This window comes from Zunongwangia sp. SCSIO 43204 (assembly GCF_019904275.1).
GTDB classification, from domain to species: Bacteria; Bacteroidota; Bacteroidia; order Flavobacteriales; family Flavobacteriaceae; genus Zunongwangia; species Zunongwangia mangrovi.
The window spans coordinates 3760047-3783330 of the sequence record NZ_CP063204.1; the positions used below are offsets into that span (position 1 = coordinate 3760047).

Annotated in this window: 19 protein-coding genes; 6 read left to right on the plus strand and 13 right to left on the minus strand. The window is 35.8% G+C overall.

Annotated elements, in window-relative coordinates:
• The first annotated feature begins 70 nt into the window (after window positions 1–70).
• The 4 genes from INR75_RS16660 to INR75_RS16675 all read left to right on the plus strand — a co-directional run bounded on the left by INR75_RS16660 (window position 71) and on the right by INR75_RS16675 (window position 4783).
• Window positions 71–1741 (plus strand): AarF/ABC1/UbiB kinase family protein, encoded by a 1671-nt coding sequence (locus tag INR75_RS16660; RefSeq protein WP_223089678.1) that lies wholly within the window; start codon window positions 71–73, stop codon window positions 1739–1741.
• Window positions 1742–1844: 103 nt separating this feature from the next.
• Window positions 1845–2219, plus strand: coding sequence for a hypothetical protein (locus tag INR75_RS16665; protein WP_223089679.1), 375 nt, complete (start codon window positions 1845–1847; stop codon window positions 2217–2219).
• Window positions 2220–2337: 118 nt separating this feature from the next.
• On the plus strand, window positions 2338–3156 hold the full coding sequence (locus INR75_RS16670; RefSeq protein WP_223089680.1) for an HAEPLYID family protein: 819 nt from the start codon (window positions 2338–2340) through the stop codon (window positions 3154–3156).
• Window positions 3157–3301: 145 nt separating this feature from the next.
• Window positions 3302–4783: a S10 family peptidase gene (locus tag INR75_RS16675; RefSeq protein ID WP_223089681.1), complete on the plus strand. Its 1482-nt coding sequence runs from the start codon at window positions 3302–3304 to the stop codon at window positions 4781–4783.
• 124 nt (window positions 4784–4907) lie between these two features.
• Here INR75_RS16675 and INR75_RS16680 read toward each other — a convergent pair whose 3' ends face one another.
• The 6 genes from INR75_RS16680 to INR75_RS16705 form a co-directional block, all read right to left on the minus strand.
• A complete protein-coding gene (locus tag INR75_RS16680) occupies window positions 4908–5690 on the minus strand; it encodes an SDR family oxidoreductase (protein WP_223089682.1) in 783 nt (260 codons plus the stop codon).
• 102 nt (window positions 5691–5792) lie between these two features.
• Window positions 5793–7088 (minus strand): threonine synthase, encoded by a 1296-nt coding sequence (thrC, locus tag INR75_RS16685; RefSeq protein ID WP_223089683.1) that lies wholly within the window; start codon window positions 7086–7088, stop codon window positions 5793–5795.
• A 5-nt stretch (window positions 7089–7093) separates the two neighbouring features.
• Complete coding sequence (locus INR75_RS16690; RefSeq protein WP_223089684.1) at window positions 7094–8014, minus strand: homoserine kinase; 921 nt, start codon at window positions 8012–8014, stop codon at window positions 7094–7096.
• Window positions 8015–8016: 2 nt separating this feature from the next.
• Entirely contained in the window at window positions 8017–10464 is a 2448-nt protein-coding gene (thrA, locus tag INR75_RS16695; RefSeq protein ID WP_223089685.1) for a bifunctional aspartate kinase/homoserine dehydrogenase I, read from the minus strand.
• Between the two features lie 357 nt (window positions 10465–10821).
• Window positions 10822–12285, minus strand: coding sequence for a magnesium chelatase (locus INR75_RS16700; RefSeq protein ID WP_084840116.1), 1464 nt, complete (start codon window positions 12283–12285; stop codon window positions 10822–10824).
• A gap of 14 nt (window positions 12286–12299) precedes the next feature.
• Window positions 12300–13448, minus strand: coding sequence for a VWA domain-containing protein (locus tag INR75_RS16705; protein WP_223089686.1), 1149 nt, complete (start codon window positions 13446–13448; stop codon window positions 12300–12302).
• A 201-nt stretch (window positions 13449–13649) separates the two neighbouring features.
• On the opposite strand from INR75_RS16705, the gene INR75_RS16710 reads away from it, so the two are divergent.
• Window positions 13650–14747 (plus strand): endonuclease/exonuclease/phosphatase family protein, encoded by a 1098-nt coding sequence (locus INR75_RS16710; protein WP_223089687.1) that lies wholly within the window; start codon window positions 13650–13652, stop codon window positions 14745–14747.
• Here the strand turns inward: INR75_RS16710 and INR75_RS16715 are convergent.
• On the minus strand, window positions 14731–15135 hold the full coding sequence (locus INR75_RS16715) for a response regulator (RefSeq protein ID WP_223089688.1): 405 nt from the start codon (window positions 15133–15135) through the stop codon (window positions 14731–14733). The genes INR75_RS16710 and INR75_RS16715 overlap by 17 nt on opposite strands.
• 50 nt (window positions 15136–15185) lie before the next feature.
• Window positions 15186–16934, minus strand: a complete 1749-nt coding sequence (locus INR75_RS16720) for a PAS domain S-box protein (protein WP_223089689.1) — start codon at window positions 16932–16934, stop codon at window positions 15186–15188.
• Window positions 16935–17142: 208 nt separating this feature from the next.
• Here INR75_RS16720 and INR75_RS16725 point away from each other — a divergent pair, with 208 nt between their 5' ends.
• Window positions 17143–17874: a tyrosine-protein phosphatase gene (locus INR75_RS16725; protein WP_223089690.1), complete on the plus strand. Its 732-nt coding sequence runs from the start codon at window positions 17143–17145 to the stop codon at window positions 17872–17874.
• On the opposite strand, the gene INR75_RS16730 is transcribed toward INR75_RS16725, so the two are convergent.
• Genes INR75_RS16730 through INR75_RS16750 form a run of 5 tightly spaced genes read right to left on the minus strand, consistent with a single transcriptional unit; the run spans window position 17871 to window position 23263 of the window.
• Window positions 17871–19190 carry a polysaccharide biosynthesis protein gene (locus tag INR75_RS16730; RefSeq protein ID WP_223089691.1) on the minus strand — a complete coding sequence of 440 codons (1320 nt, stop codon included), beginning with the start codon at window positions 19188–19190 and terminating at the stop codon, window positions 17871–17873. The two genes, INR75_RS16725 and INR75_RS16730, sit on opposite strands and share 4 nt — an antisense overlap.
• Window positions 19183–20322 carry a DegT/DnrJ/EryC1/StrS aminotransferase family protein gene (locus INR75_RS16735; RefSeq protein ID WP_223089692.1) on the minus strand — a complete coding sequence of 380 codons (1140 nt, stop codon included), beginning with the start codon at window positions 20320–20322 and terminating at the stop codon, window positions 19183–19185. The genes INR75_RS16730 and INR75_RS16735 overlap by 8 nt, the downstream gene beginning before the upstream one ends.
• A 27-nt stretch (window positions 20323–20349) precedes the next feature.
• Complete coding sequence (locus tag INR75_RS16740; RefSeq protein ID WP_223089693.1) at window positions 20350–20946, minus strand: sugar transferase; 597 nt, start codon at window positions 20944–20946, stop codon at window positions 20350–20352.
• Window positions 20947–20998: 52 nt separating this feature from the next.
• Window positions 20999–22279 carry a nucleotide sugar dehydrogenase gene (locus INR75_RS16745; RefSeq protein ID WP_223089694.1) on the minus strand — a complete coding sequence of 427 codons (1281 nt, stop codon included), beginning with the start codon at window positions 22277–22279 and terminating at the stop codon, window positions 20999–21001.
• Window positions 22280–23263, minus strand: coding sequence for an SDR family oxidoreductase (locus INR75_RS16750; protein WP_223089695.1), 984 nt, complete (start codon window positions 23261–23263; stop codon window positions 22280–22282). It abuts the gene before it with no gap.
• Between the last annotated feature and the right edge of the window lie 21 nt (window positions 23264–23284).

Below are 23284 nucleotides of genomic sequence, written 5' to 3' on the forward strand. Positions count from 1 at the left end.
AACTAAGCTAAGATGCACTGTTAAAAGACTAAAGAATTGTAATTTGCCTGTAAAATCAAGCAAGCAATTAATGTCTATACTTCCCGAAAACTTTACACGCTATCGTAAATTTTTCAGTTTTATGCTGAAATATGGTAATAGTGATCTCTTTAGAAAAACCACGGCTAATGCCTTTGAAGATCCATCGAGTGAAAATAAAGATCAGGATAGTTACGACCGCTCTCCTGAAGAGTTAGTAGAAGACTTAAAAAATATGGGGCCTACTTATATAAAATTAGGTCAGTTGCTTTCTACCCGCCCAGATCTTTTACCAGAGGCCTATTTAAAAGAACTTGCAACCTTACAGGACGATGTCCCACCAATACCTTACGAGGAAGTACACCAAATCGTAGAAGAAGACGTGGGAACCCGAATTTCGAAAGCTTTTGATACGTTCGAGGAAAAACCAATTGCCAGTGCCTCGATTGGCCAGGTGCATTATGCCACATTACGAAGTGGCAAGCCGGTTGCCGTTAAAATTCAGCGTCCCGGTATTAAGCGTAAGTTTCTGGACGATATGGATACGCTTCAGGAAATGGCAGATCTGGCAGTTAAACATTCAAAAATTGCTAAAAAATATGCGATCGATACAGTTTTAGCCGAATTACGTCGCATTTTATTGAACGAACTCGATTACTCCAAAGAACAGCAAAATCTTATAACACTAGGAGAAAATTTATTGCCGTATAATTACTTGATCGTTCCTGAACCTGTGCCAGATTACTGCGGAAGCAGAGTTTTAACGATGGATTTTATTGACGGAAAAAAAATAACTTCCCTCTCCCCGCTTAAGCAATTAGAAGTTGATTATGCGCCAATGGTAGATCAATTGGTTGAAGCATATTTACAACAAATTATCAACGACGGATTTGTACATGCAGATCCTCATCCCGGAAATATTCAGTTTACAAAAGATGAAAAAATTGCACTAATCGATCTTGGGATGGTGGCTAAATTTACCAGCCACATGCAGGAATGTTTGCTTCAGCTACTAATAGCGATTAGCAATAATAACGGCCCGGAAACAGCTCATATCATTATCAATATGAGTGAGACAGATGAAGATAGCGACCTGGCTACTTTCAATAAAATAATTAGTGATATAATTATGGAAAGTGAGAATAGCCCGGCAAAAGAATTACAAACCGGGAGATTATTGATTCAGTTGAATCGCCTTGCGGCAGAAACCGGAATTCATATGCCTGTTGAAGTAAATATTCTTGGGAAAGTTTTACTAAATATGGATCAGATCATCGCGGTTTTAGATCCCGAATTTGATCTTAGGATTGCCATAAAAAAACATGCGCAAAAAATCATGCAAAAAAAGATGTATGATGAACTGAAGCCAGAGAATTTCTTCTCGATGTTACTAGAATCCAAAAAACTGGTAGAACATATCCCAGAGCGCTTAAATAAGATCACAGATAATCTTGCTGAAAATAAATTTAAAGTAAATATCGAAGCTCTAGATGAAGAAAGGCTTACCGATGGTTTTCAGAAAATAGCCAATAGAATTACGTTAGGGATCATTATTGCAGCAATGATTATTGGAGCATCAATGCTTATGCAAATACCAACAGATTTTGTGATCTTTGGATATCCCGGATTCGCCATTTTATTTTTTATACTAGCTGCATTTTTAGGAATCTGGCTTAGTTATGTAATCATTTTTAGAGATAACAACCTGAATAATAAAAAATAAAATTCCACTTTTTCAATTCAGTTGGAAATAGTATTTTTCCAAAATCAAAAACCCCGGCGGCAATTCAATTGAAAAAATCAGGATTGCGAGGAAAATTTAGTTGATGCAAATTTTCAGAAATAATAAAACTTTACGTTATTTCAGCTTAATCATTGGCTTGGTGATCTTAAACATCAGTGTCGATTCGCCCGACTTTAATAAGAAATTCCCTGAAGATCTTAATCTTAATGATCAGGAAAGTATTGTTGAAATCGTGATCGAAAAAATTCTGGGTTTTGAAAATGCGATTCCCGAATATGAAGACAGTGATAGTGAAAATCAACTGGTAAAAAAAGATTTTTCGGTAGACAACTATGTCTTAGATAAAAATTCTGAAGTCTTTTTCGATATTTCTTTACAGAAATTAATGAATTCAGAATATCAGCATAAATATTACAATTTCTATCCAGAAGTTACTTCTCCCCCTCCAAAAGTTTAGATTCTAATTTTCTACATCTGGCAAATTAATTTTTGCTTTCTAAACAATTTACCAACTCTAATCCTGCATTCTGAAAGGATTTAGAGACTATTATTATTTGAAAAAATCTAAACTTATAATGAACAAAATCATAAGTAAACTTATACTTCCAATTTTATTGGTAAGTACAGCTATTACTGCTCAAAATACTGAAGATACAGAAACAAAAAGAGACAGTCTTCCTCCAAAAGTTTTACATGCTGAACCTTTATATATCGATTTAATTAGGGATCTGGGCGCCAGAAAAGGCGAAAGAGAATGGAATCTTGGTGTAGGCCTTACCGATAACGAAAATTATGACGAATACACTGCCTTGATAGAATACGAATGGGCTCCAATGGATCGATTAGGATTAGAGATCGAACTACCTTTTTCTTTATACTATCCAACTGAAGATGGATCTGCTCCCGGAAATAACCTTAACAGCATAAAAATGGCTGGGCAATACAGTTTTTTAGTTTCAGAAAAACACCAGGCTTCTATGGCTATTGGGTATATCCAGGAATTCACGCTAACCGAATTCAATAATTATGGGAGGGAAACATTATTTACAGGATTGGTTTACAATACGTTTTTGATCGCTGCTAAACGACTTGGGAGTAATTTTCATTCGCTTATTTATACCGGGCCGGTATTCGATCATCATTTTAATAATGGAAATATCACTACTACATGGCAGATCAACTCAAACATTCATTATATGATTCCGGGTACTCGAAATTTTATTGGAGTTGAATTTAATAAAGAGATTTACGATGGTGAATTTGATATGACCATTAGACCGCAAATGCGCGTAGATGTGAGTGATCACTTACTGGTGGGTATTGTTACTGGAATTCCTATCGATAAGGATAATGAAAGATTCAGTTCTTTTTTGAGACTTATCTACGAACCATGATAACCAAAATTCGATAAAAAGGAGCCTTATTTTTTAAAGGCTCCTTATATTTTTAAGCTCATTTTGTACAAATTAAGCCCTGTTTTTGTAGAACATAAGAAATAGCAGTATTTTTCAGCTTTAACCCTAAACAACATATTTACTAATGAAGAAAATTTATTTCCTCTTTTTCTCACTTATTGCTTCGGTTACTTTTGCGCAAAAAGTAAAAGTTCCGGTAGATACTACGGTGGTTACCAATCATTCGGTTACCATAAAAGGAAAAAACATCGATTATTCAGCTCAAACCGGCATGCAACCTGTTTGGGACGATCAGGGCAATTCTATTGCTAGTCTTTATTATACTTATTACAAAAGAAGTGATGTTAAAAACACAGAAAATCGACCTTTAGTGATCTCTTTTAATGGAGGTCCTGGTTCTGCTTCGGTTTGGATGCATATTGCCTATACTGGCCCAAGAATTTTAAAGATCGACGACGAAGGTTATCCTTTACAACCATACGGAATTAAAGAAAATCCATATTCAATATTAGACGTTGCCGATATTATTTATGTAAATCCTGTAAATACCGGTTATTCAAGACCTATCCCAGATGAAAATGGTAAAGTTGATAAATCTAAATTCTTTGGTGTAAACCAGGATATTAGTTATTTGGCCGAATGGTTAAATACTTTTGTTACACGCGAAAATCGTTGGTTATCGCCTAAATATTTAATTGGTGAAAGCTACGGAACTACCAGAGTTAGTGGATTAGCTTTAGAGCTTCAGGATAGCCAGTGGATGTATTTAAATGGTGTGATCCTGGTTTCCCCAACCGAACTGGGAATTGATCGTGAAGGTCCTGTTGAAGTTGCAAATCGTTTACCTTATTTTGCGGCTACGGCGTGGTATCACAAATTGCTTCCGCAGGAATTACAGAGTAAATCGTTAACCGATCTTTTAGAAGAAGTTGAAGAATATAGCATAAACGAATTACTTCCAGTACTGGTTAAGGGTGGTTTTGCTTCAGAAGCAACTAAAAATGCTACTGCTGAAAAAATGGCTTATTATTCTAGCGTAGATAAAGAGGTTTATCTTCAGAATAATTTAGAATTACCTATTGGTGCTTTTTGGAAAGAACTTCGTCGTGAAGATGGTTTTACCGTAGGGCGTTTGGATTCTCGTTACTTAGGAATCGATCGTAAAGAGTCGGGTAATTATCCAGATTATAATGCCGAATTAACCTCTTGGTTGCATTCTTTTACTCCGGCGATCAATTATTACTTAAGAGAAGATCTTAATTTTAAGACCGATCTTAAATACTTTATGTTTGGCCCGGTTCATCCATGGGATAGAAGTCGCGATAACACAGGAGAGAATTTAAGACAGGCTATGGCGCAAAATCCTAATTTAGATGTAATGATCCAGTCTGGTTATTTTGATGGTGCCTGTACATATTTTAATGCGAAATACTCGATGTGGCAATTAGATCCTAGCGGAAAAATGCAAGACAGACTTTCTTTTAAAGGTTACGAAAGTGGACACATGATGTATCTTAGAAAAGCTGATCTAGAAACTGCAAACGAAGATATTCGTGAATTCATAAAGAACAGCTTACCTGCTGAAGGTGCTCCAGTAAAATATTAAACTGAAGTTATTAATTTAAAAAAAGCCTTTCCAGATCTGGAAAGGCTTTTTTTATCTAAAATTAGGAGGAAACTATTTTGAGGCAAGCCTCGGAGTATTATACCCCTTGGCGGCGCCGATAAAATTATGGGTTACCGTACATGTTAGATTCCCCACCATCTATCGCAATTGTTTGGCCACTTACGTAACCATTATCTGCACTAAGCAAATATGCTACCAGTTTTCCTACATCCTGAGGATCTCCCAAAGATCTAGTTGGGTTTCTGCTTGCATATTCTTTTTCGGCTGCTTTTGGATCTTCTGGGTTCACCTGTTTAAATGCTTCGGCTACCATAGGAGTTAAAATTGCTCCAGGCGCGATCGCATTCGTAAGGATTCCATATTGTCCATATTCTAATGCAGCATTCTTAGTCATACCACTCACCGCATGCTTACTGGCAACATAAGGAGATTGATTAAGCACTCCACGAATACCTCCAACAGATGCTACGTTTACAATACGCCCGTATCCCTGCTCTTTCATTATTGGAAGGATATAACGTAAACCGTAATAAACACCCATTAAATTGATATCGATAACTTTTTTAAAGACATCCATATCATAATCGATCATTGAAGCCTGTCTTCCTTCAATTCCGGCATTGTTGTAAAAACCATCAATTCTACCAAACTTATCTACCGTTTGATCTACATAAGCTTTTACCTGATCTTCCTTAGAAACATCGGCTGTAACGCTTAATACTTCTAAACCTTCGTATGTCTTTTTTAGTTTTTCCTCTGCTTCTGCTAATGCATCTGCATTGTAATCTACTAAGACAAGTTTCGCTTTTTGTGAAGCTAAAACATCTGCGGCTGCATAACCCAGCCCCATTGCTCCACCAGTGATAATTACTACTTTATTTTCCATGATTTTTTAATGTTTCATCTATAAGCAATAAAATTACTGCTTTCTTGTACGAACAACAATTAGTGAACATTAAAATTTGATTAAAAATAGCTTCTTTTAAGATTAACTCAGTAAAAAAGCTTTCAATTCGGCATAATCTTTAATCGAAATGGCTTTTTTCTCCTTATCCAAAACTTCTTTTATAGAATCTGGAATATCGATCTGCTTACCAATGGCGTCTTCTACAGTTTCACGGAATTTACAAGGATGTGCAGTTTCTAAAAAAGCTCCCACTTCATTTAGGTGATCTTTAAAATATTCCTGAAGTCCCAAATAACCCACCGCTCCATGAGGATCCATCACATAACCGGTTTCTTTGTAAACCTCTTGCATGGCTTCTTTTGTAACCTCATCGTCGTAACTAAAGCTTGTTAGATTTTCTTTTACGTTTCCGTATTCGTTTTGAAAAAGCTGTAATATTCGCACAAAATTACTTGGATTCCCAATATCCATCGCATTTGAAATCGTCGGAACACTTGGTCTCGGCTCATAATTCCCGGTTTCCAGATAATCGGTGATCGTTCTATTCGCGTTATTCGAAGCGATAAAATGTTTGATAGGAAGACCTAATTCTTTTGCAACCATCCCGGCACAAACATTCCCAAAATTTCCACTTGGTACAGAGAATACAATATCTTTTCCTTCGGAAGCTAACTGGCGATACGCTAAAAAGTAATAGAACATCTGCGGAAGCCATCTGGCTACATTTATAGAATTTGCTGAAGTTAACTGTCTTACCGACTGAATTTCGTCATCCAAAAATGCCTGTTTCACCATATCCTGACATTGGTCGAAAGCGCCATCAATTTCTAAAGCAGTTACATTTTTACCAAGCGTGGTTAATTGCTTTTCCTGTATTTTACTTACTTTGCCATTAGGATATAAGATCACCACATCGATTCCTTCTACACCTAAAAATCCGTTTGCTACTGCTCCACCGGTATCTCCAGAGGTTGCTACGAGCACGGTTACTTTACCTACCTCGTTCTTTGTGATAAAATACCCCAAACTACCTGCCATAAATCGCGCTCCAACATCTTTAAATGCAAGAGTTGGCCCATGAAAAAGCTCTAAAGTGTATACATTGTCTTTTACATGCACTACCGGAAACTCAAAATCTAAAGTTTCAGCAATAATTTTTTTAAGCTCGGCTTCTGGAATTTCATCGCCAACAAATTGTTTAATCGCCTGATAAGCGACTTCGGTTTGTGGCATATTAGGCAGATCTTTAAAAAAAGATTCAGGCAATTTTTCGATATTTTCAGGAAAATATAATCCTTTATCTGGAGCCAGACCTTTTATTACCGCATTCTCGAAGCTAGAAGAATGGTTCTTATTATTCAGACTAAAATAATTCATGTTTTCTATAAGATTTTAACTCCTTCAGGATTAATTTTTGATAAATGAAGATCGTAAGTTATATTTTGTTTTTCCATAAATTCAGCAATACTTGCTTTTACATTTTCGGCATTTTGCTGGCCTCTACACATCGCATAAACCGATGGCCCAGAACCTGAAATACCAAAACCAAGCGCTCCGCTTTCCAAAGAAATGGCCTTAATTTCATCGAAATACGGTATTAAAATCGATCGGATTGGTTCTACGATGTCATCTTTAAGACTTCTGCCTAGTAAATCATAATCATTGGTATATAAAGCGCTAACCAAAGCACCAAGATTACCCCATTGGCTCACCGCTTTATCAAGACTTATATTTCGCTTAATGATCGCACGAGAATCCTTGGTTTTCACCTCGATTTGTGGATGAAGAATAACCACATTCAACTCCTCTGGAGATGGCAGTGATAAAACCTCTAAAGGCTCATAACTTTTTACCAAAGTAAAACCACCAAGTAAAGCTGGCGCCACATTATCTGCATGGGCATTTCCGCTGGCTAAACGTTCTCCTTCCATTGCAAAAGGTAAAAGTTCTGCACTCGAAAATGGCGAATTTAAAAGCTCATTTACTGCAAAAACAGCACCAGCAGAACTGGCAGCACTACTACCAATTCCGCTTCCTGCTTTTATTTTTTTATAAATTTCGATATCAAAACCTTCGTTAGACTGAAGTTTTTCTAGCATAACTTTTACCGCTACGCCAGCTACGTTTTGATCGACTTCCATAGGAAGATCCTGACCTTCCATTTTTGTGATTCGAAGCTGGTTAAGATCATTCTTTTTAATGATCATCTCGTCCCCAACATTGTCAAGGCAACAGCCCAAAACATCGAAACCACAGGAAAGGTTAGCTACCGTTGCCGGAGCAAAAACTTTTATTTCTTCCATCTTTATTTCTTACCTATTCGTATAACATCGGCAAATATTCCCGAAGCCGTAACATCTGCTCCCGCTCCTGCCCCTTTAACGATCAATGGCTGTACGCTATAACGATCTGTAAAGAAAAGTACGATATTATCGCTACCGCTAAGATTATAAAAAGGATGATCTGCATCTACTTTTTGTAATCCTACAGAAGCTTTTCCATCTTCTAATTGTGCTACATATTTAAGCTGAGCTCCATCTTTAGCAGCATCTTCGTAAATCTCTTTAAATTTACTTTCGTCTTCCTGAAGCAGTTTAAAGAAATCTTCATTATTCTCGGTATTCAGACTTTCTTCAGAAAGGAAACTTTTGTTTTCTATATCGCTAAGCTCCATTTTTAGTCCGCTCTCACGAGACAAGATCAATATTTTTCGCGCCACATCTACTCCGCTTAGATCGATCTTAGGATCTGGTTCAGTATAACCTTCTTCCATTGCCTGCTCTACCGTTTTGTAAAATGGCTCGGTTCCATTATAAGTATTGAAAACAAAGTTTAAACTACCCGAAAGGACCGCCTGTATTTTATGAATTCTGTCTCCTGAAGCAATTAAATTTTTAAGTGTATCGATAATTGGTAATCCTGCACCAACATTGGTTTCATAAAGGAAAGATGCTCCGTATTCTCTTGAAAGTTCCTGCAAATGTTGATAGTTTACCAAATCATCTGCTGCAGCGATCTTATTACAGGTTACTACTGCTATCGAGTTTGCAAGATATTCTTTATACCATTTTGAAATTTCAGCACTTGCAGTATTATCTACAAAAATGCTGTTACGTAAATTGAACTCCTTTACCTTATTAAAAAAGTTATGCTTACTGGCTTTTTCACCTGCATCCAGTAATTCTTGCCATTTACTTAAATCAAGTCCGTTTTCATCAAAAGCCATGGTTCTGGAATTCGATAATCCAAGAACACGAACTTTTAATCGCAATTTTTCAAGAAGGTATTTTTCCTGTTTTTCTAATTGAGATAAAAGCTTGCTACCAACATTTCCTACTCCGGTTATAAACAGGTTCAATTCTTTAGAAGGGACTTCAAAAAACTGTTCGTGCAGCGTATTTAATGCTTTATTGATATCTTTTTTCGCAATCACGGCAGATATATTTCGCTCTGAAGATCCCTGCGCAATGGCTCTAATATTGATATTATTATTTCCTAAAGCACTAAACATCTTACCACTTAAACCGTGGTGACTCTTCATACGATCTCCCACCAATGCAATGATAGCCACATTACCTTCTATTTCTACAGGTTTTATTTTTTGATAATCTATTTCTACTGAAAAAGCTTCATCTAAAGCTTCTTTTGCAGCCTGCGCTTCATCATCTTTTACCGCCACACAAATACTATGTTCTGAAGATGCCTGAGTGATAAGAACAACATTGATATTCTCCTGGTAAAGTGTTTCAAAAAATCGCTTTGAAAAACCAGGAATTCCAACCATTCCACTACCCTCAATGTTTAGTAGTTTAATATCATCGATATGCGTGATACCAGTAACCCATCTAAAGTTTTCTTTACTGGATTTTGAAATTAAAGTTCCTGCATCATCTGGTGCAAATGTATTTTTTATATGAATCTGAATCCCTTTATCCAACAATGGTTGAAGCGTTGGCGGATATAAAACTTTAGCCCCAAAATGCGATAATTCCATCGCTTCCTGATAAGATATATTTTGAAGCGGATATGCCTGATGCACCACATTTGGGTTTGCAGTGTACATTCCGTTTACGTCTGTATAGATAATCACTTTCGCTACATCTAAAGCTCCTCCAAAAATTGCCGCTGTAAAATCACTACCACCACGTCCTAAAGTACTTGGAACGCCCTGCTCGTTTTTAGCTACAAAACCAGGAACCACAAAAAGACTCGCGTCGTTTTCTTTAAAATACTGAACAATATTTTTGTTGGTCAGTTCATAATTCAATTGAATCTTTTCATTATTATTCTTACAAACGATCAATTCTCTGGAATCAATTAGAAGCGCATCTGTAGCCAGACTTTTAAAATATTCAGCAATAATTAATGAAGACAAGATCTCACCAAAACTGGAAACTACATGCTTGGTTTTATTCGATAATTCATTCAAATGATAAACACCTTCGTAAAGCGTTTCTAATCTATTGAATTCGGTTTTCACCTTACTTAAAACTCCGCTTTGATTTTGAACAGGAATTAATTCTTTTACCGCATCAAGATGTCTTTTCTCGTTTAGAGCCAGAATTTCTTTATAAGCAAGATCTTCTTTTGCAGCCAGTTCGGCCATTTTTAAAAGATCGTTGGTTACCCCTCCAAACGCTGAAAAAACAGCGATGGTTTTATCTTGTTGCACATGCTTTTTTACAGTTTCGGCTACAAGTTTGATTCGCTCCGGAGAGGCTAAAGAAGATCCTCCGAATTTTAGAATATTCATAAGAATAATTTAATAGTTTGAAATAAATAGTTTTGAGTTCGTTCTAAAACGTGTGTGAGTGCGGACGGAAAATTATATACATACTACCCCAAAGGGGTAATAATTGTGCGAGTAATAATAATAGAAATAGCAGCTCCTGTGATAGGAGTTATTGTAGAAATGCTATTTAATTTAATACTCTTCATTGTTTTCCTTAAAAGATGTGATAAAAGTATATAATTACGTAGAATTAAAAAACTAAAATTACACATTTGCTGAAAAAATATGAGATTTTCATAATTTCAAAAAAACAAAAGCCCGATTTTTAGTAAAACCGGGCTTTTGTTCCTTTTATTTCAACTTAATTCAGTCTAAAAACTATAATCCGCTTATATAACTTCCGTAGAGATCATTAAATTGAATGCCTTTGGTGTAACGTTGCTTGCTTAATTTCTTAAACTCGACTAATCCCCAAAGTAAAAATTCTTTTAGAAAATAGGTGTCGATTTTATCCATTTCTGGCTGATATTTTTTTATTAGCTCGTTTAATGGCGCTACCTCATCTAATTTCTTCTTGTACTCTTCGTCGGTAAGATCGTCTGGCAATTCAAACCCGGTTTGCTCGAAAAACCATTCTACCAAATCGTCATAAGGTGTTTTTTCATCGGGACGTTGTAGCTTTTCGATCTTAGGAAAATAATTAGGGAATAATGTTTTTACCGCATCTCCCAGTAACTGAGTAGCTACAGCTGCAGCTCCTTCCTGCTCGCCTTCATAAACCAGCTCTACTTTACCGGTAACCGAAGGAATTACTCCCATAAAATCACCAAATCTTAGCAAAGTTTTATCTTCTCCATTCTTTAAAGTCCTGCGTTCTGCAGCACTTAAAAGATTCTCATAAGCTGTAATGCTCATCCTGGCACTAATCCCACTTTTCTCGTCGATAAATTCACTTTCGCGAGCTTCAAAACCAATTTGCTCAAGCAGGTCTTTGGCTAGTTCTGGCACATAAACCATATCGGTTTGCCTGGAATCTAACTTTGCTTCCTGTTGCGTAATTGTTTTTGCGATCTCGATAGTTTCTGGATAATGCGTTAAGATCTGTGAACCAATTCTATCCTTAAGCGGCGTTACAATACTACCACGATTGGTATAATCTTCTGGATTGGCTGTAAACACAAATTGCATATCTAAAGGCAGTCTTAATTTAAAACCGCGAATTTGGATATCACCTTCCTGAAGGATATTGAAAAGCGCCACCTGAATTCTTGCCTGTAAATCTGGCAACTCATTAATAACAAAAATACTTCGGTTAGCACGCGGAATCATCCCAAAATGAATCACACGATCATCGGCATAACTTAGCTTTAAATTCGCTGCTTTTATAGGATCTACATCTCCAATCAAATCGGCTACTGTAACATCTGGTGTTGCCAGTTTCTCAAAGAATCGCTCGCTTCTATGAATCCAGGTAATTGGCGTTTCGTCTCCTTTTTCAGCAATAAGCTCTTTTGCGTAACGTGAAATTGGATTTAAAGGATCATCACTGATTTCTGAACCTTCAACTGCCGGAATATATTGATCTAAAAGATTAAGCATTAAACGCGCCAGTCTGGTTTTGGCCTGCCCACGTAATCCCAACAAATTAATGTTATGCTTCGATAAGATTGCACGCTCCAATTCAGGAATTACAGTATCATCATAACCATGAATTCCGGTGAACGCAGGTTCGTTATTTTTAATTTTTTCAATTAAATTATCCCGAAGCTCGTCTTTTATTCCTTTACTTATATATCCTGAAGATTTTAAATCTCCAAGGGTTTTCATTTTCTCAATATTCATATCTTCTTTTTCTTTTAGCCTCTAATTCTCTTTTTTCTGTTTGTTTCGTAATCTTCAAAGATCATTTCACCAAGACCTTTAAGTCCGGTATAAAATGCCTTCCCTTGATTCGCCTGTGTAAATTCCCTAATAAATTGCATTAAATAAGGATCTTGTGCGATCATAAAAGTGGTGATAGGAATTTGAAGTTTACGTGCTTGTTGCGCCATATTGTAGCACTTATCGACGATATAAGGATCTAAGCCCATACTATTTTTATAATAGCTACCATCGCGTTCTCGAATGCAGCTTGGTTTACCATCGGTAATCATGAATATTTGCTTATTGGTATTTCGCTTTCTTCGCAAAATATCCATTGCCAGCTTCAAACCATCAACAGTATTGGTGTGGTACGGCCCTACTTTTAGATAAGGAAGATCTGCGATAGAAACTGGCCAGGCATCATTACCAAAAACGATAATATCTAGGGTGTCTTTTGGATATCGTGTAGTGATCAATTCGGCCAAAGCCATTGCTACTTTCTTCGCCGGAGTAATTCGGTCTTTGCCATATAAGATCATACTATGGCTAAGATCGATCATTAACACAGTGCTCATTTGTGATTTGTAGTGAGTTTCTTCAACCACTAGATCTTCGTGCGTCATATTAAAACTTCCAATCCCGTGATTGATCTGGGCGTTACGCAGACTTTCGGTCATCGAAATTCGGTCTAAAGAATCTCCAAATTGATAATTTCTAAAATCACCGGTGTGCTCGTCGCCACGGCCAACATGACTTGTACGGTGATTACCAGAGTTTCCTTTTCTCATCTTACCAAATATCTGGTCTAGTGCCTGCTGGCGTATTGCCCTTTCTGTTTTTGCAGTGATCTTCAAACTTCCAGAGCCATCTCCTTCACCACCTCCATCTGGATCTATTTCTTCTTTTATATAACCTTTTTGCTTAAGGTCTTCTATAAAATCTTCGATCGTATAATCTGGCGTGGTAAGTTGATATTCTTCATCTAACTGGCGTAACCAGTCTAGCGCTTCATCTAGATCACCCGAAGTGTGCGTGATCAATTCTTTAAAAATCTCAAAGAGTTTTTCAAAAGGACTTGTATTTGGCTCTTCATATTTTTTGAAGACAAATCCCCTTTCCTTCATTTTATCTTTCTTCTTCATACTTTAAAATTAAACTTTTTTCAAGAGAATTAAAATTGAACATTTCACAACTTTCAGAAAAAGACACTATTTCTCCCCTGAGCTATTGAAATTGCCGACTTTACGTTATACTTTTCTTAAATGCTTTTAAGTTTTGTTGAATAATAAGAGATTTGAATAGATTTCGACCTAAACATTATTGCCAACATAAAAACGATCAGCATGGATACCGCTGAAATAATTGTACTTTGCTTAAATTTTATCTTCTTAATCCCAACTTTAGCTTCAATAACCCGTTTTGATCAATGGTGGGTTAGAGGTTTTGATTTTCCCAGGATACAAATTTCAGTTTGTATAGTTATCACCCTAATTCTTTGCGCGTTCTTCTACGACTTTTCTGAAACATGGCATTATGTAGCTACAGTATTACTTTTTCTTAGTCTTATTTACCAAGCGATCAAAATATTTCCTTATACAGTATTATCTAAAAAACAGGTTATAAAGTTTAAGGGTAAAGCTGAAGATGCCACGATCTCCATTTTAGTAAGTAATGTCCTTACGCCAAACAAACATCCAGAGAAACTTGTTGCTTTGGTTAAAAAGCGCCAACCAGATATTTTACTTACACTAGAAAGTGATAAGCGTTGGGAAAAAGCATTAGAAGAGATTGAAGATGATTACAAGTATACTGTAAAGGTTCCTTTAGATAATCTCTACGGAATGCATTTATATTCTAAATTAGAATTGATAGATGCAGATGTGCATTATCTGGTTCAGGAAGACATTCCTTCTATTCATGGTTATGTAAAACTTAGAAATGGCACTAAATTGAAAATGCATTGTTTACATCCAATGCCACCAAGTCCTACCGAAAGTTATACCTCGACCAATCGTGATGCAGAAATTTTAATGCTAGGTAGAGACCTTTCTCCAGAAGATCGTAAAGTTTTAGTTTTTGGAGACCTAAACGATGTAGCCTGGTCGAGAACCACGAAACTCTTCCAACAGATGAGTGGACTAATGGACCCCAGAATAGGAAGAGGCTTTTTTAACACCTTTCATGCTGGATATCGATTATTCCGTTGGCCGTTAGATCACGTATTTCATTCTAAGGATTTTACCCTGATAGAGATCGCCAGAGAAAAAAGTATAGGCAGTGATCACTTCCCTATGTACATAAAACTAAATTACGATCCTAGAGCTACAGCTGTACAGGAAGAACTGGAGCTGGAACGCGAAGACGAATTATGGGCTCAAGAAAAAATCGAAGAGGCTCAACCTCTTGAAAAGAGTATAAATATCCCTAAAAAAATTCGCTAATAGACTGTAATTGTTTTAAGTTCTGGCAATGCTTTAAGGTGACCGGTTTTTCGATATAATCGATAACACGCTGATAAGTTTCTGCTTTTCTTCGATCTTTTTGATCTATAGAAGACGTTACCATAATTACATGAATTTGATCATGCAAAGGGTGTTCTTTGATAAGATCAAGAAATTGCCAACCAGACATCATGGGCATATTAATATCAAGAAGAATTAGGTATTTCTTATCGATATTATTTAAATTTTCAGGCTTATTTAAATATTCTAAAGTTGCTACCGCACTTTTAAAAATGATGGGTGTCGATGAAATCTCACACCTAGAAACCATTTTTCGTTGCATCATCAAAACAATATCATCATCATCTACTAGTATGACTTCCAACATAATGTAGGTTAAGATTAGGTTCTAAATAGATTTAAGGGGCTTCAAATCTATTAATTATATGTTTTTTCAGCTATGTTGCGTATCACAGCATCTAAATCCTCGGCTGAATTTAATATTTTTTCTAATAAATCCTTAGTTTCTTCAGCATTATTTTCACTAAACCTTACTAAATCGATCAAACCCATAATTTTTGCCAAAGGAGCCCTAACCATATGTGATTGTTCCCAGGCTATTTCTTCCAATTTTATATTGCGTGATTTTATTTCTTCTAATTGTTCTTTTTGCTTAGTGATATCCTGTTTAGAACCAATGATCCTCTCTGGTTTACCATCAATATCTCTTACGATATAGCTTCGGTCTAAAATATTTTTAAAACTTCCATCTGCACATTGAAATCGATATTCTAATTGAAATGATCTTTTTCCCGACTCGATAACTTCAATTACTTTTTCCCTAACTACCGTGCGATCATCTTTATGCACTTTCGATAACCACCAATCTCTAAAATTCTCTTTTTCTATTTCTTTTGGATCATATCCAAAAACTTTATAAAGCGATTTGGAAATTTTCACTTCTTCTGTTTTAAAACTGAAATCTGTAACAATATCACTAGTAGCCTCAGAAACAATTTCGTATCTGGAAAGACTATCAGATAAACGATTCCTCTGCTCTACAAGATCTGTTACATCCCTACTATTAATTACTATACCTTCAATTGGGGAAAAATCTAGTAGGTTGGTTAGCTTAGTTTCTAAAAATCGCCAATAACCCAAGCCGTCCTTCACCCTGTAAAAAGGCAAACTAATTTTTTTATTACTGGATTGTTTTATAGACGCTAATAAGGTTTTTATAAAAGACTGGTCTTCTGGATGAATTCTGTCATGAAATCGATCTTTTATAATATGTTTCGGCTTAATACTTAAAATACTTTCTATACTGGGACTTATATATTTGTATCTAAAATCTTTGTCTAGAATGGCTATTAGATCACTACCCTCCTGAACAAGAGACTTAAAGCGCATTTCGCTATCTTTTAGGGCTTTTCTAATTCTAAGGTTTTCGGTCACATCGCGTACCAACGTCAATCTTGCCTCTCGCCCATTATAGTATATTGGTTTACTATGAAAGTTTACAGTAATTATGTCATTGTTCTTAGTTTTATGAAAAATAGTCTCCTGCAAAAAATCGTTGGTAAATTCTTCTACCATCAATTTTAATTTTTCCTTTTCCTCTCTAATCCAAAGATCACTGGCCTTCATATTTAGAAATTCTTCTTCAGAGTATCCATAATGTTCTATAGCTGCCTGATTAACGCTTAAAAATTTTAGTGTATAGCGATCTAAAACCCACATAGGCAAGGGTGAAGAGAAAAACAAGGTTTTGTAATTAAATTCTGAATTACTTATCTCTTTCTTGTAGTCTTTACGTTTTATAGCAAAATAGATACTCCGCTTCAAGGAAGGAGGATTAATTTCTGATACATGAATATAATCCTCGATCCCTAAAGCAAAAGCTTCATAAGCATGCTTTCTAATTCTGGTATTGGTAATAATTAATACAGGAAGATCTTTATGCCCGGCGACAAAATTTAGAATCTTCTGATAGTCATCTTCGCGATAATTTAACTGAAGAATCAAAATATCCACATCGCCTTTCTCTCCTAAAATACGCTGTAAGGACTCCAGCCCACTACATTGAGATATGTAATAATTAGGATCCTGTTTTAGAGCACCTAAAATGGTTTCGGTTTCATCAATAAAACCAAATAATAGAAGATGTAGGCTAAGCGATTGCAGCATAATTTGAATTTCATACTTAAAATCATCATTTCAGCAAATAATTAAGGTAAAGGGCATTTTAAATTTAAGATTTTAAAACTAATTCTAAGAATTTAAACATTTATTTTTCAAATAATGTAAAATTAAAACGATTTATTTCACAATAATGTAAGATTATTTTTTTGTCTTTTAATTTAAAACACGCTACTTTTCAAGAAAAGTAAATTAGATGTTTTCATTCTTCGCTAAGAAGTATTTTTTCGTAGATCTACTAGAAGGATTCACAGATTTCCATAATCATATTTTACCCGGAATCGACGATGGTTCGCCAAATGTTGAAACCAGCCTGGAGCTAATTAAAAAGTTTGGTGAATTTGGAGTGACAAATTTTGTGCACACCCCACATGTAATGAATGATTATTATCCTAATACTCCTGAAACCATCAATAATGCGCTCTCGGAGTTAAAAGCCGCAAAACCAGCAAATATCAAGAATTCGGCTGCGGCAGAATATATGATGGATCAGTCTTTAATGGATAAATTGGATGACGAAAAATTATTGAAAATTTCAGGTAATTTTAGTCTTGTAGAAATGTCTTTTTTACAGCCACCAATTAATTTAAAAGAGATCATCTTTAAACTGCAAAACAAAGGTCATGTTTTAATTTTAGCACATCCAGAGCGCTATGGCTTTTTTCATGATAGCAAAATGAGAAAATATTACGATCTTAAAAGTCGTGGATGCTATTTTCAGCTTAATATGCTTTCGCTTACTTCGCATTATGGAGAAGGCATCCAAAAAATGGCTTTTAAGCTACTAGAAAATCAAATGATCGATTATATAAGTAGCGATACACATCGAATGGAACATTTAGAAAAACTACAGAATATTAAACTTAAATCGAAAGAGATCGAGTTACTTAAACCAATCGTAGAAAAGAGTAAAGAACTTTTTGCTTAAAGCTTATAATCTTTTATAATACTAGCTTTTTCCTCTGTCGGAATTTTATCACTAAGTAATACGCTAAGCTGCTCCATAAAATCATCATTGATTTCGGCACCTTCAACAATTGAAATATTATTTGATTGCTGAATCAGGTTTTCATTTTCAGCGATTAGCTGTTCATGCTCTTTTTCGCCTGGCTTTAATTCGGTTTTTAGAATTTCAGCAGATCGATTATAAAGATAAAGATTAGCCAGCCTAGCTAACGGCAAAGGATGCTCATTTTTCAAAGTAAAAATTTGCCCAGAACTATCATTTTCTAAAACATCATCTGTAAGCTCGAAAATTTCTTGAATCGTAAAAAAATACCGTGAAGCATTCACATTGGTCAAATTTATAGAATTTCGCCATGCTAATTGTTTACCCCAAAGCGGCAAGACCGAACCAGTACTGCCTAAAACATTTCCAAACCGAATTGTTTTAAAGTTGGTTTCGTCACAATTTTGTGAAAACCATACACATAATTTTTCTGCCCAAGCTTTACTTTTCCCCATCACAGAAATTGGCGACACCGCCTTATCGGTCGACACCAAAATGCATTGCTCAGCCTTATAAGTTTCAGATAAATAGAAGATAATATAAGCGCCCGCAATATTATTTTTCACCACTTCCTCAAGCTCATTCTCCAGTAAACCCACGTGTTTATAAGCTGCGGCATGAATAATAATTTCGGGTTTAAATTCTTCAAAAATCGATGTCATTCGTTGCCTATTGGTCACATCTGCCAAGCAACAATTTATATTCGCGTTTGGATATAAAATCTCAACTTCTTCTTTCAGAAAAAATAAAGCTGACTCGCTTTGATCTACAATTATAATTTCTGAAAACGAATCTGAATAATATTTCACCAGAGCAGCGCCAATATAACCCGCTCCACCTGTGATCAATAATTTTTTATTTTTCTGCGGAAGTTTACTCGGACTTATTTTATCAAATTTATATAAATCCTGAAGCTGAAATTCTGTAAAATTGAAGTCACTTTTTTTCCAATTCTGAAGCGAAAGCGTAAAAATAGCTGCCTTTGCACTTATCGCTTTATCCAAAAACGCGGCTTTAATTCCGAAATCAGCTTTTTGCTCTTCTTCAATATAAATTACAATAGACTCGCTTTCTAAAAATTCCAGCTTGTCTAGTTCTTCAGAATTTAGTCGGTTTTTATCGAAAATCAAGATGTTCGATTTTGTATAATTTTGCTGAAGAAAATCTGAAACTTCCTGAAGCTTTGAAGCTTCGCCAAAAATGATAATTTGCGCTGTTAAATCTGGTTTAAGCATTTTTTACTGCCGCTAATAGTTCGGATTTAATAAAATTGAGATCTGCATCGCTCATTGCAGTTCCCGATGGCAAACATAAGCCATTTTCGAAGATTTTTTCAGCAATATCAATTCCGTAAAAATCAAATTCGGCAAAAACCGGCTGCGTGTGCAAAGGTTTCCAGATACGCCGACTTTCGATATTTTTTTCGGCTAATTTTTTCATTAGATCTATAACCGATATTGGTGATTTTTCAGCATCAATTTCTAAAATACTCAACCAGTGATTACTTTTAAATGCTGAAGACGATGCTGCAAAAACCTTAAAGCCCTCAATTTCATTTAAAGATGAAGCGTAAAATTGCTGAATTTCACGTTTCTTTTTTACCCGTTCTTCTAAAACATCGATCTGCGAAATTCCGATAGCTGCCAAAACATTACTCATTCTGTAATTATAACCAATTTCTTTATGTAGATAAAAATCCTCTGTTTCTTTAGACTGAGTTGCCCAAAAAACTGCTTTTTTATGCTGAATTTCATTCTTACAAACCAACGCACCACCGGCTGAAGTGGTGATAATTTTGTTTCCGTTAAAAGAAAACACCGCCAAATCGCCAAAACTGCCGCAAGGTTTATTTTTGTAATAACTCCCCATTGCTTCGGCCGCATCTTCAATAACCGGGATTTCATATTCAGCCGAAATTCGATGAATTTCAGCTACTTTATAAGGCATTCCGTAGATATGAACCGCAATAATTGCTTTAGGTTTCTTTCCTTTTTTGATCTGGTCTTTTATGGCTTCTTCAAGAAAATCTGGAGATAAATTATAAGTATCTTTTTCGCTATCGACGAAAACCGGAGTGGCACCTTCGTACAAAATAGGATTTACTGAAGCCGCAAAACTTAAACTCTGGCAAATCACAACGTCTCCTTTGCCAATATTCAGTAATTTTAAGGCTAAATGTAAAGCTGAAGTTCCCGAATTCAACGCAACTACCGGACAATTTTCGGTTCCTAAAAATGCTGAAATTTTAGCTTCAAATTCACCAATTTGAGGTCCTACGGGAGCAATCCAGTTTTCCTGAAAAACCTGCTGTATTTTTTGCAGTTCGTTTCCACTTAAATGCGGTGGTGAAAGCCAGATTTTCTTCATCGATTACCGGATTTTAGGAAATATAGGTTATTCTGATTTCTTTTCAGGAATTACATGTTCAAAATTTACCGCATCATAGCCATTAGAACTCACTATGGTTTTCAGCAAAATTTTAAGATCCAGCCAAAAACTCTGGTTTTCGATATAGTAATTGTCTAGACGGTATTTCTCTGGCCATTTTAGCGAATTTCGACCGGTGATTTGGGCAAGCCCGGTAATTCCCGGTAAAACGCGATGGCGATCTCGCTGCAATTTGTCCTTAAGATCGATATAATAAACCGGCAAAGGCCGCGGACCAATAAAACTCATTTCAAACTTAAGAATATTGAAAAGCTGCGGAATTTCATCTAAACCAGATTGTCTTAAAATTCGGCCAAAAGGAGTAACGCGGAGTTCTTCATTTAAAAGTTTTCCTTCGGAATCCTTTTTATCATTCATGGTTTTAAACTTGTAAATCCTAAAACTGCGAGCATCCTTCCCTACCCGATCCTGAATAAAAAATGGGCTAAAACCATCGAATATCAAGATTAGCAAAGTAATTATTAAAAAAACAGGAAGAAATAATACGACCGTAAACAACGCAAAAATAAAGTCGGCAGTACTTTTTACGTATTTTCGATACATATTTAAATCACTTTAAAATTGCAGCAAGCCAAAGCTGAAATTCAATGAAAATTTACAGTTTTTTATCAGCTTTATCGCCTAAAACACCTTTTACATCGTAAATAACGCCGTCTTCAGTTTTTAATTCGGCCAAATCCATTTCTAAAAATTCCTGATGAGAAACGGCTAAAATCAAAGCATCGAATTTAGTTTCTGGCTTTTGATTTAAAGTTTTCACTCCATATTCATGCAAAACTTCTTCAGGATTCGCCAAAGGATCATAAACCGAAACATTTACGCCGTAATCTTTTAAATTTCGGTATACATCGATCACACGGGTATTGCGAACATCAGGACAATTTTCTTTAAAAGTAAAACCTAAAATAAGAATATTCGATTCTTTAACCTTCAGGTCTCTTTTCAGCATTAATTTAACCACTTCCGCTGCGACATATTGTCCCATGCTATCGTTCATGCGCCTTCCAGCAAGAATAATTTCTGGATGATAACCAACCGCTTGTGCTTTTTGAGCCAAATAATAAGGATCTACGCCAATACAATGCCCACCAACTAAACCGGGCGTAAACGGAATAAAATTCCATTTTGTCCCCGCCGCTTCTAAAACCGCTTTGGTATCGATATCCAAAATATTGAAGATCTTAGCCAGTTCATTTACAAAAGCAATATTAATATCTCTTTGCGAATTTTCGATCACTTTTGCAGCTTCAGCCACTTTTATCGATGGCGCCAAATGCGTCCCGGCAGTAATTACCGAGGCGTAAATTGCATTAATATCTTCAGCAATTGTAGGAGTTGAACCTGAAGTTACTTTTAAAATTTTATCTACGGTATGCTTTTTATCACCAGGATTTATACGTTCTGGAGAGTAGCCTACAAAGAAATCTTTATTAAAACTTAGTCCGCTAATTTTCTCTAAAACCGGCACACATTCTTCTTCTGTTGCTCCAGGAAAAACAGTGCTTTCATAAACAACCACATCGCCATCTTTCAAGACTTTCCCTACGGTTTCGCTGCTTTTATAAAGTGGTGTAAGATCTGGTTTGTTATTCTTATCTACCGGCGTTGGCACCGTGATCACGTAAAAATTACAGTCGGTTAAATCTTCAGTATTAGCCGTACAAAATAAACCAGTTTCTTCAGAATTACTCACTTTTAAAACCGCTTTTAGATCTTTATTTTCGACTTCCAGCGTTTTGTCGTTTCCTTGTTGTAATTCGGCAATTCTGGAATTATTGATATCGAAACCAACTACAGGATATTTTGTAGCGAAAAGACGTGCCAAAGGTAATCCAACATACCCAAGACCTATAACTGCTATTTTCTTTTGTGTCATTTACTTTAAATTATTCCAATACCAGGAAACTGCTTCAGCTAATCCTTCTTTTGCTGAAAATTCTGGCTGATAACCGAGTAATTTCTTTGCTTTTTCGATCGATGCCTGAGAATGTGGAACATCGCCCTGGCGCTCGGCACCATATTTTGCTGAAATCCCTGAAATTTCAGGATCAAATTTAGATAATTCTGACTTTAATATATCAACAAGTTCGTTGAGATTTGTCCTTCCGCCATAAGCCACATTATATACCTGATTTACCGCTTCTGGATTTTCAGTAAGCATTGCGAGTAAATTCATCTGAATCACATTATCGATATAGGTGAAATCTCTAGAAAAACTACCATCACCATTAATCACGGGCGACTGATGACTCATCAGTTTCTTTACAAACTTGGGAATCACTGCGGCATACGCGCCGTTTGGATCCTGATGTCGACCAAAGACATTAAAATAACGCAAACCAATATTTTCGAGGCCATAAGTTTTCTGAAAAACATCGGCATATAATTCGTTTACATATTTTGTGATCGCATAAGGTGATAAAGGTTTGCCGATGTGATCTTCGATCTTTGGTAATTCTGAAGCATCTCCATAAGTTGAAGAACTTGCTGCATAAATAAATCTTTTTACCTGGTTTTCTTTAGCCGCAACCAACATATTTAAAAATCCGTTTACATTCACATCGTTAGTGGTTTGCGGATCTTTAATAGAACGTGGCACCGATCCTAAAGCTGCCTGATGTAAAATATAATCTACATTTTTGCAGGCATTTAAACAAGCTTCAAAATCTCGAATATCGGCTTCTAATAAAGTGAAATTTGGATGATCATTAAATGTATTGAGATTTGACCTTCTTCCGGTAGAAAAATTGTCTAAGCAAATTACCTTCGCTTCAAGATCAAGAAGCTTTTGGCAAAGATTAGAACCAATAAAACCAGCACCACCAGTTACGAGTACCGTACTGGTGGTTAGTTTTGCCATTTTATTTGGTTCTATCAAGAT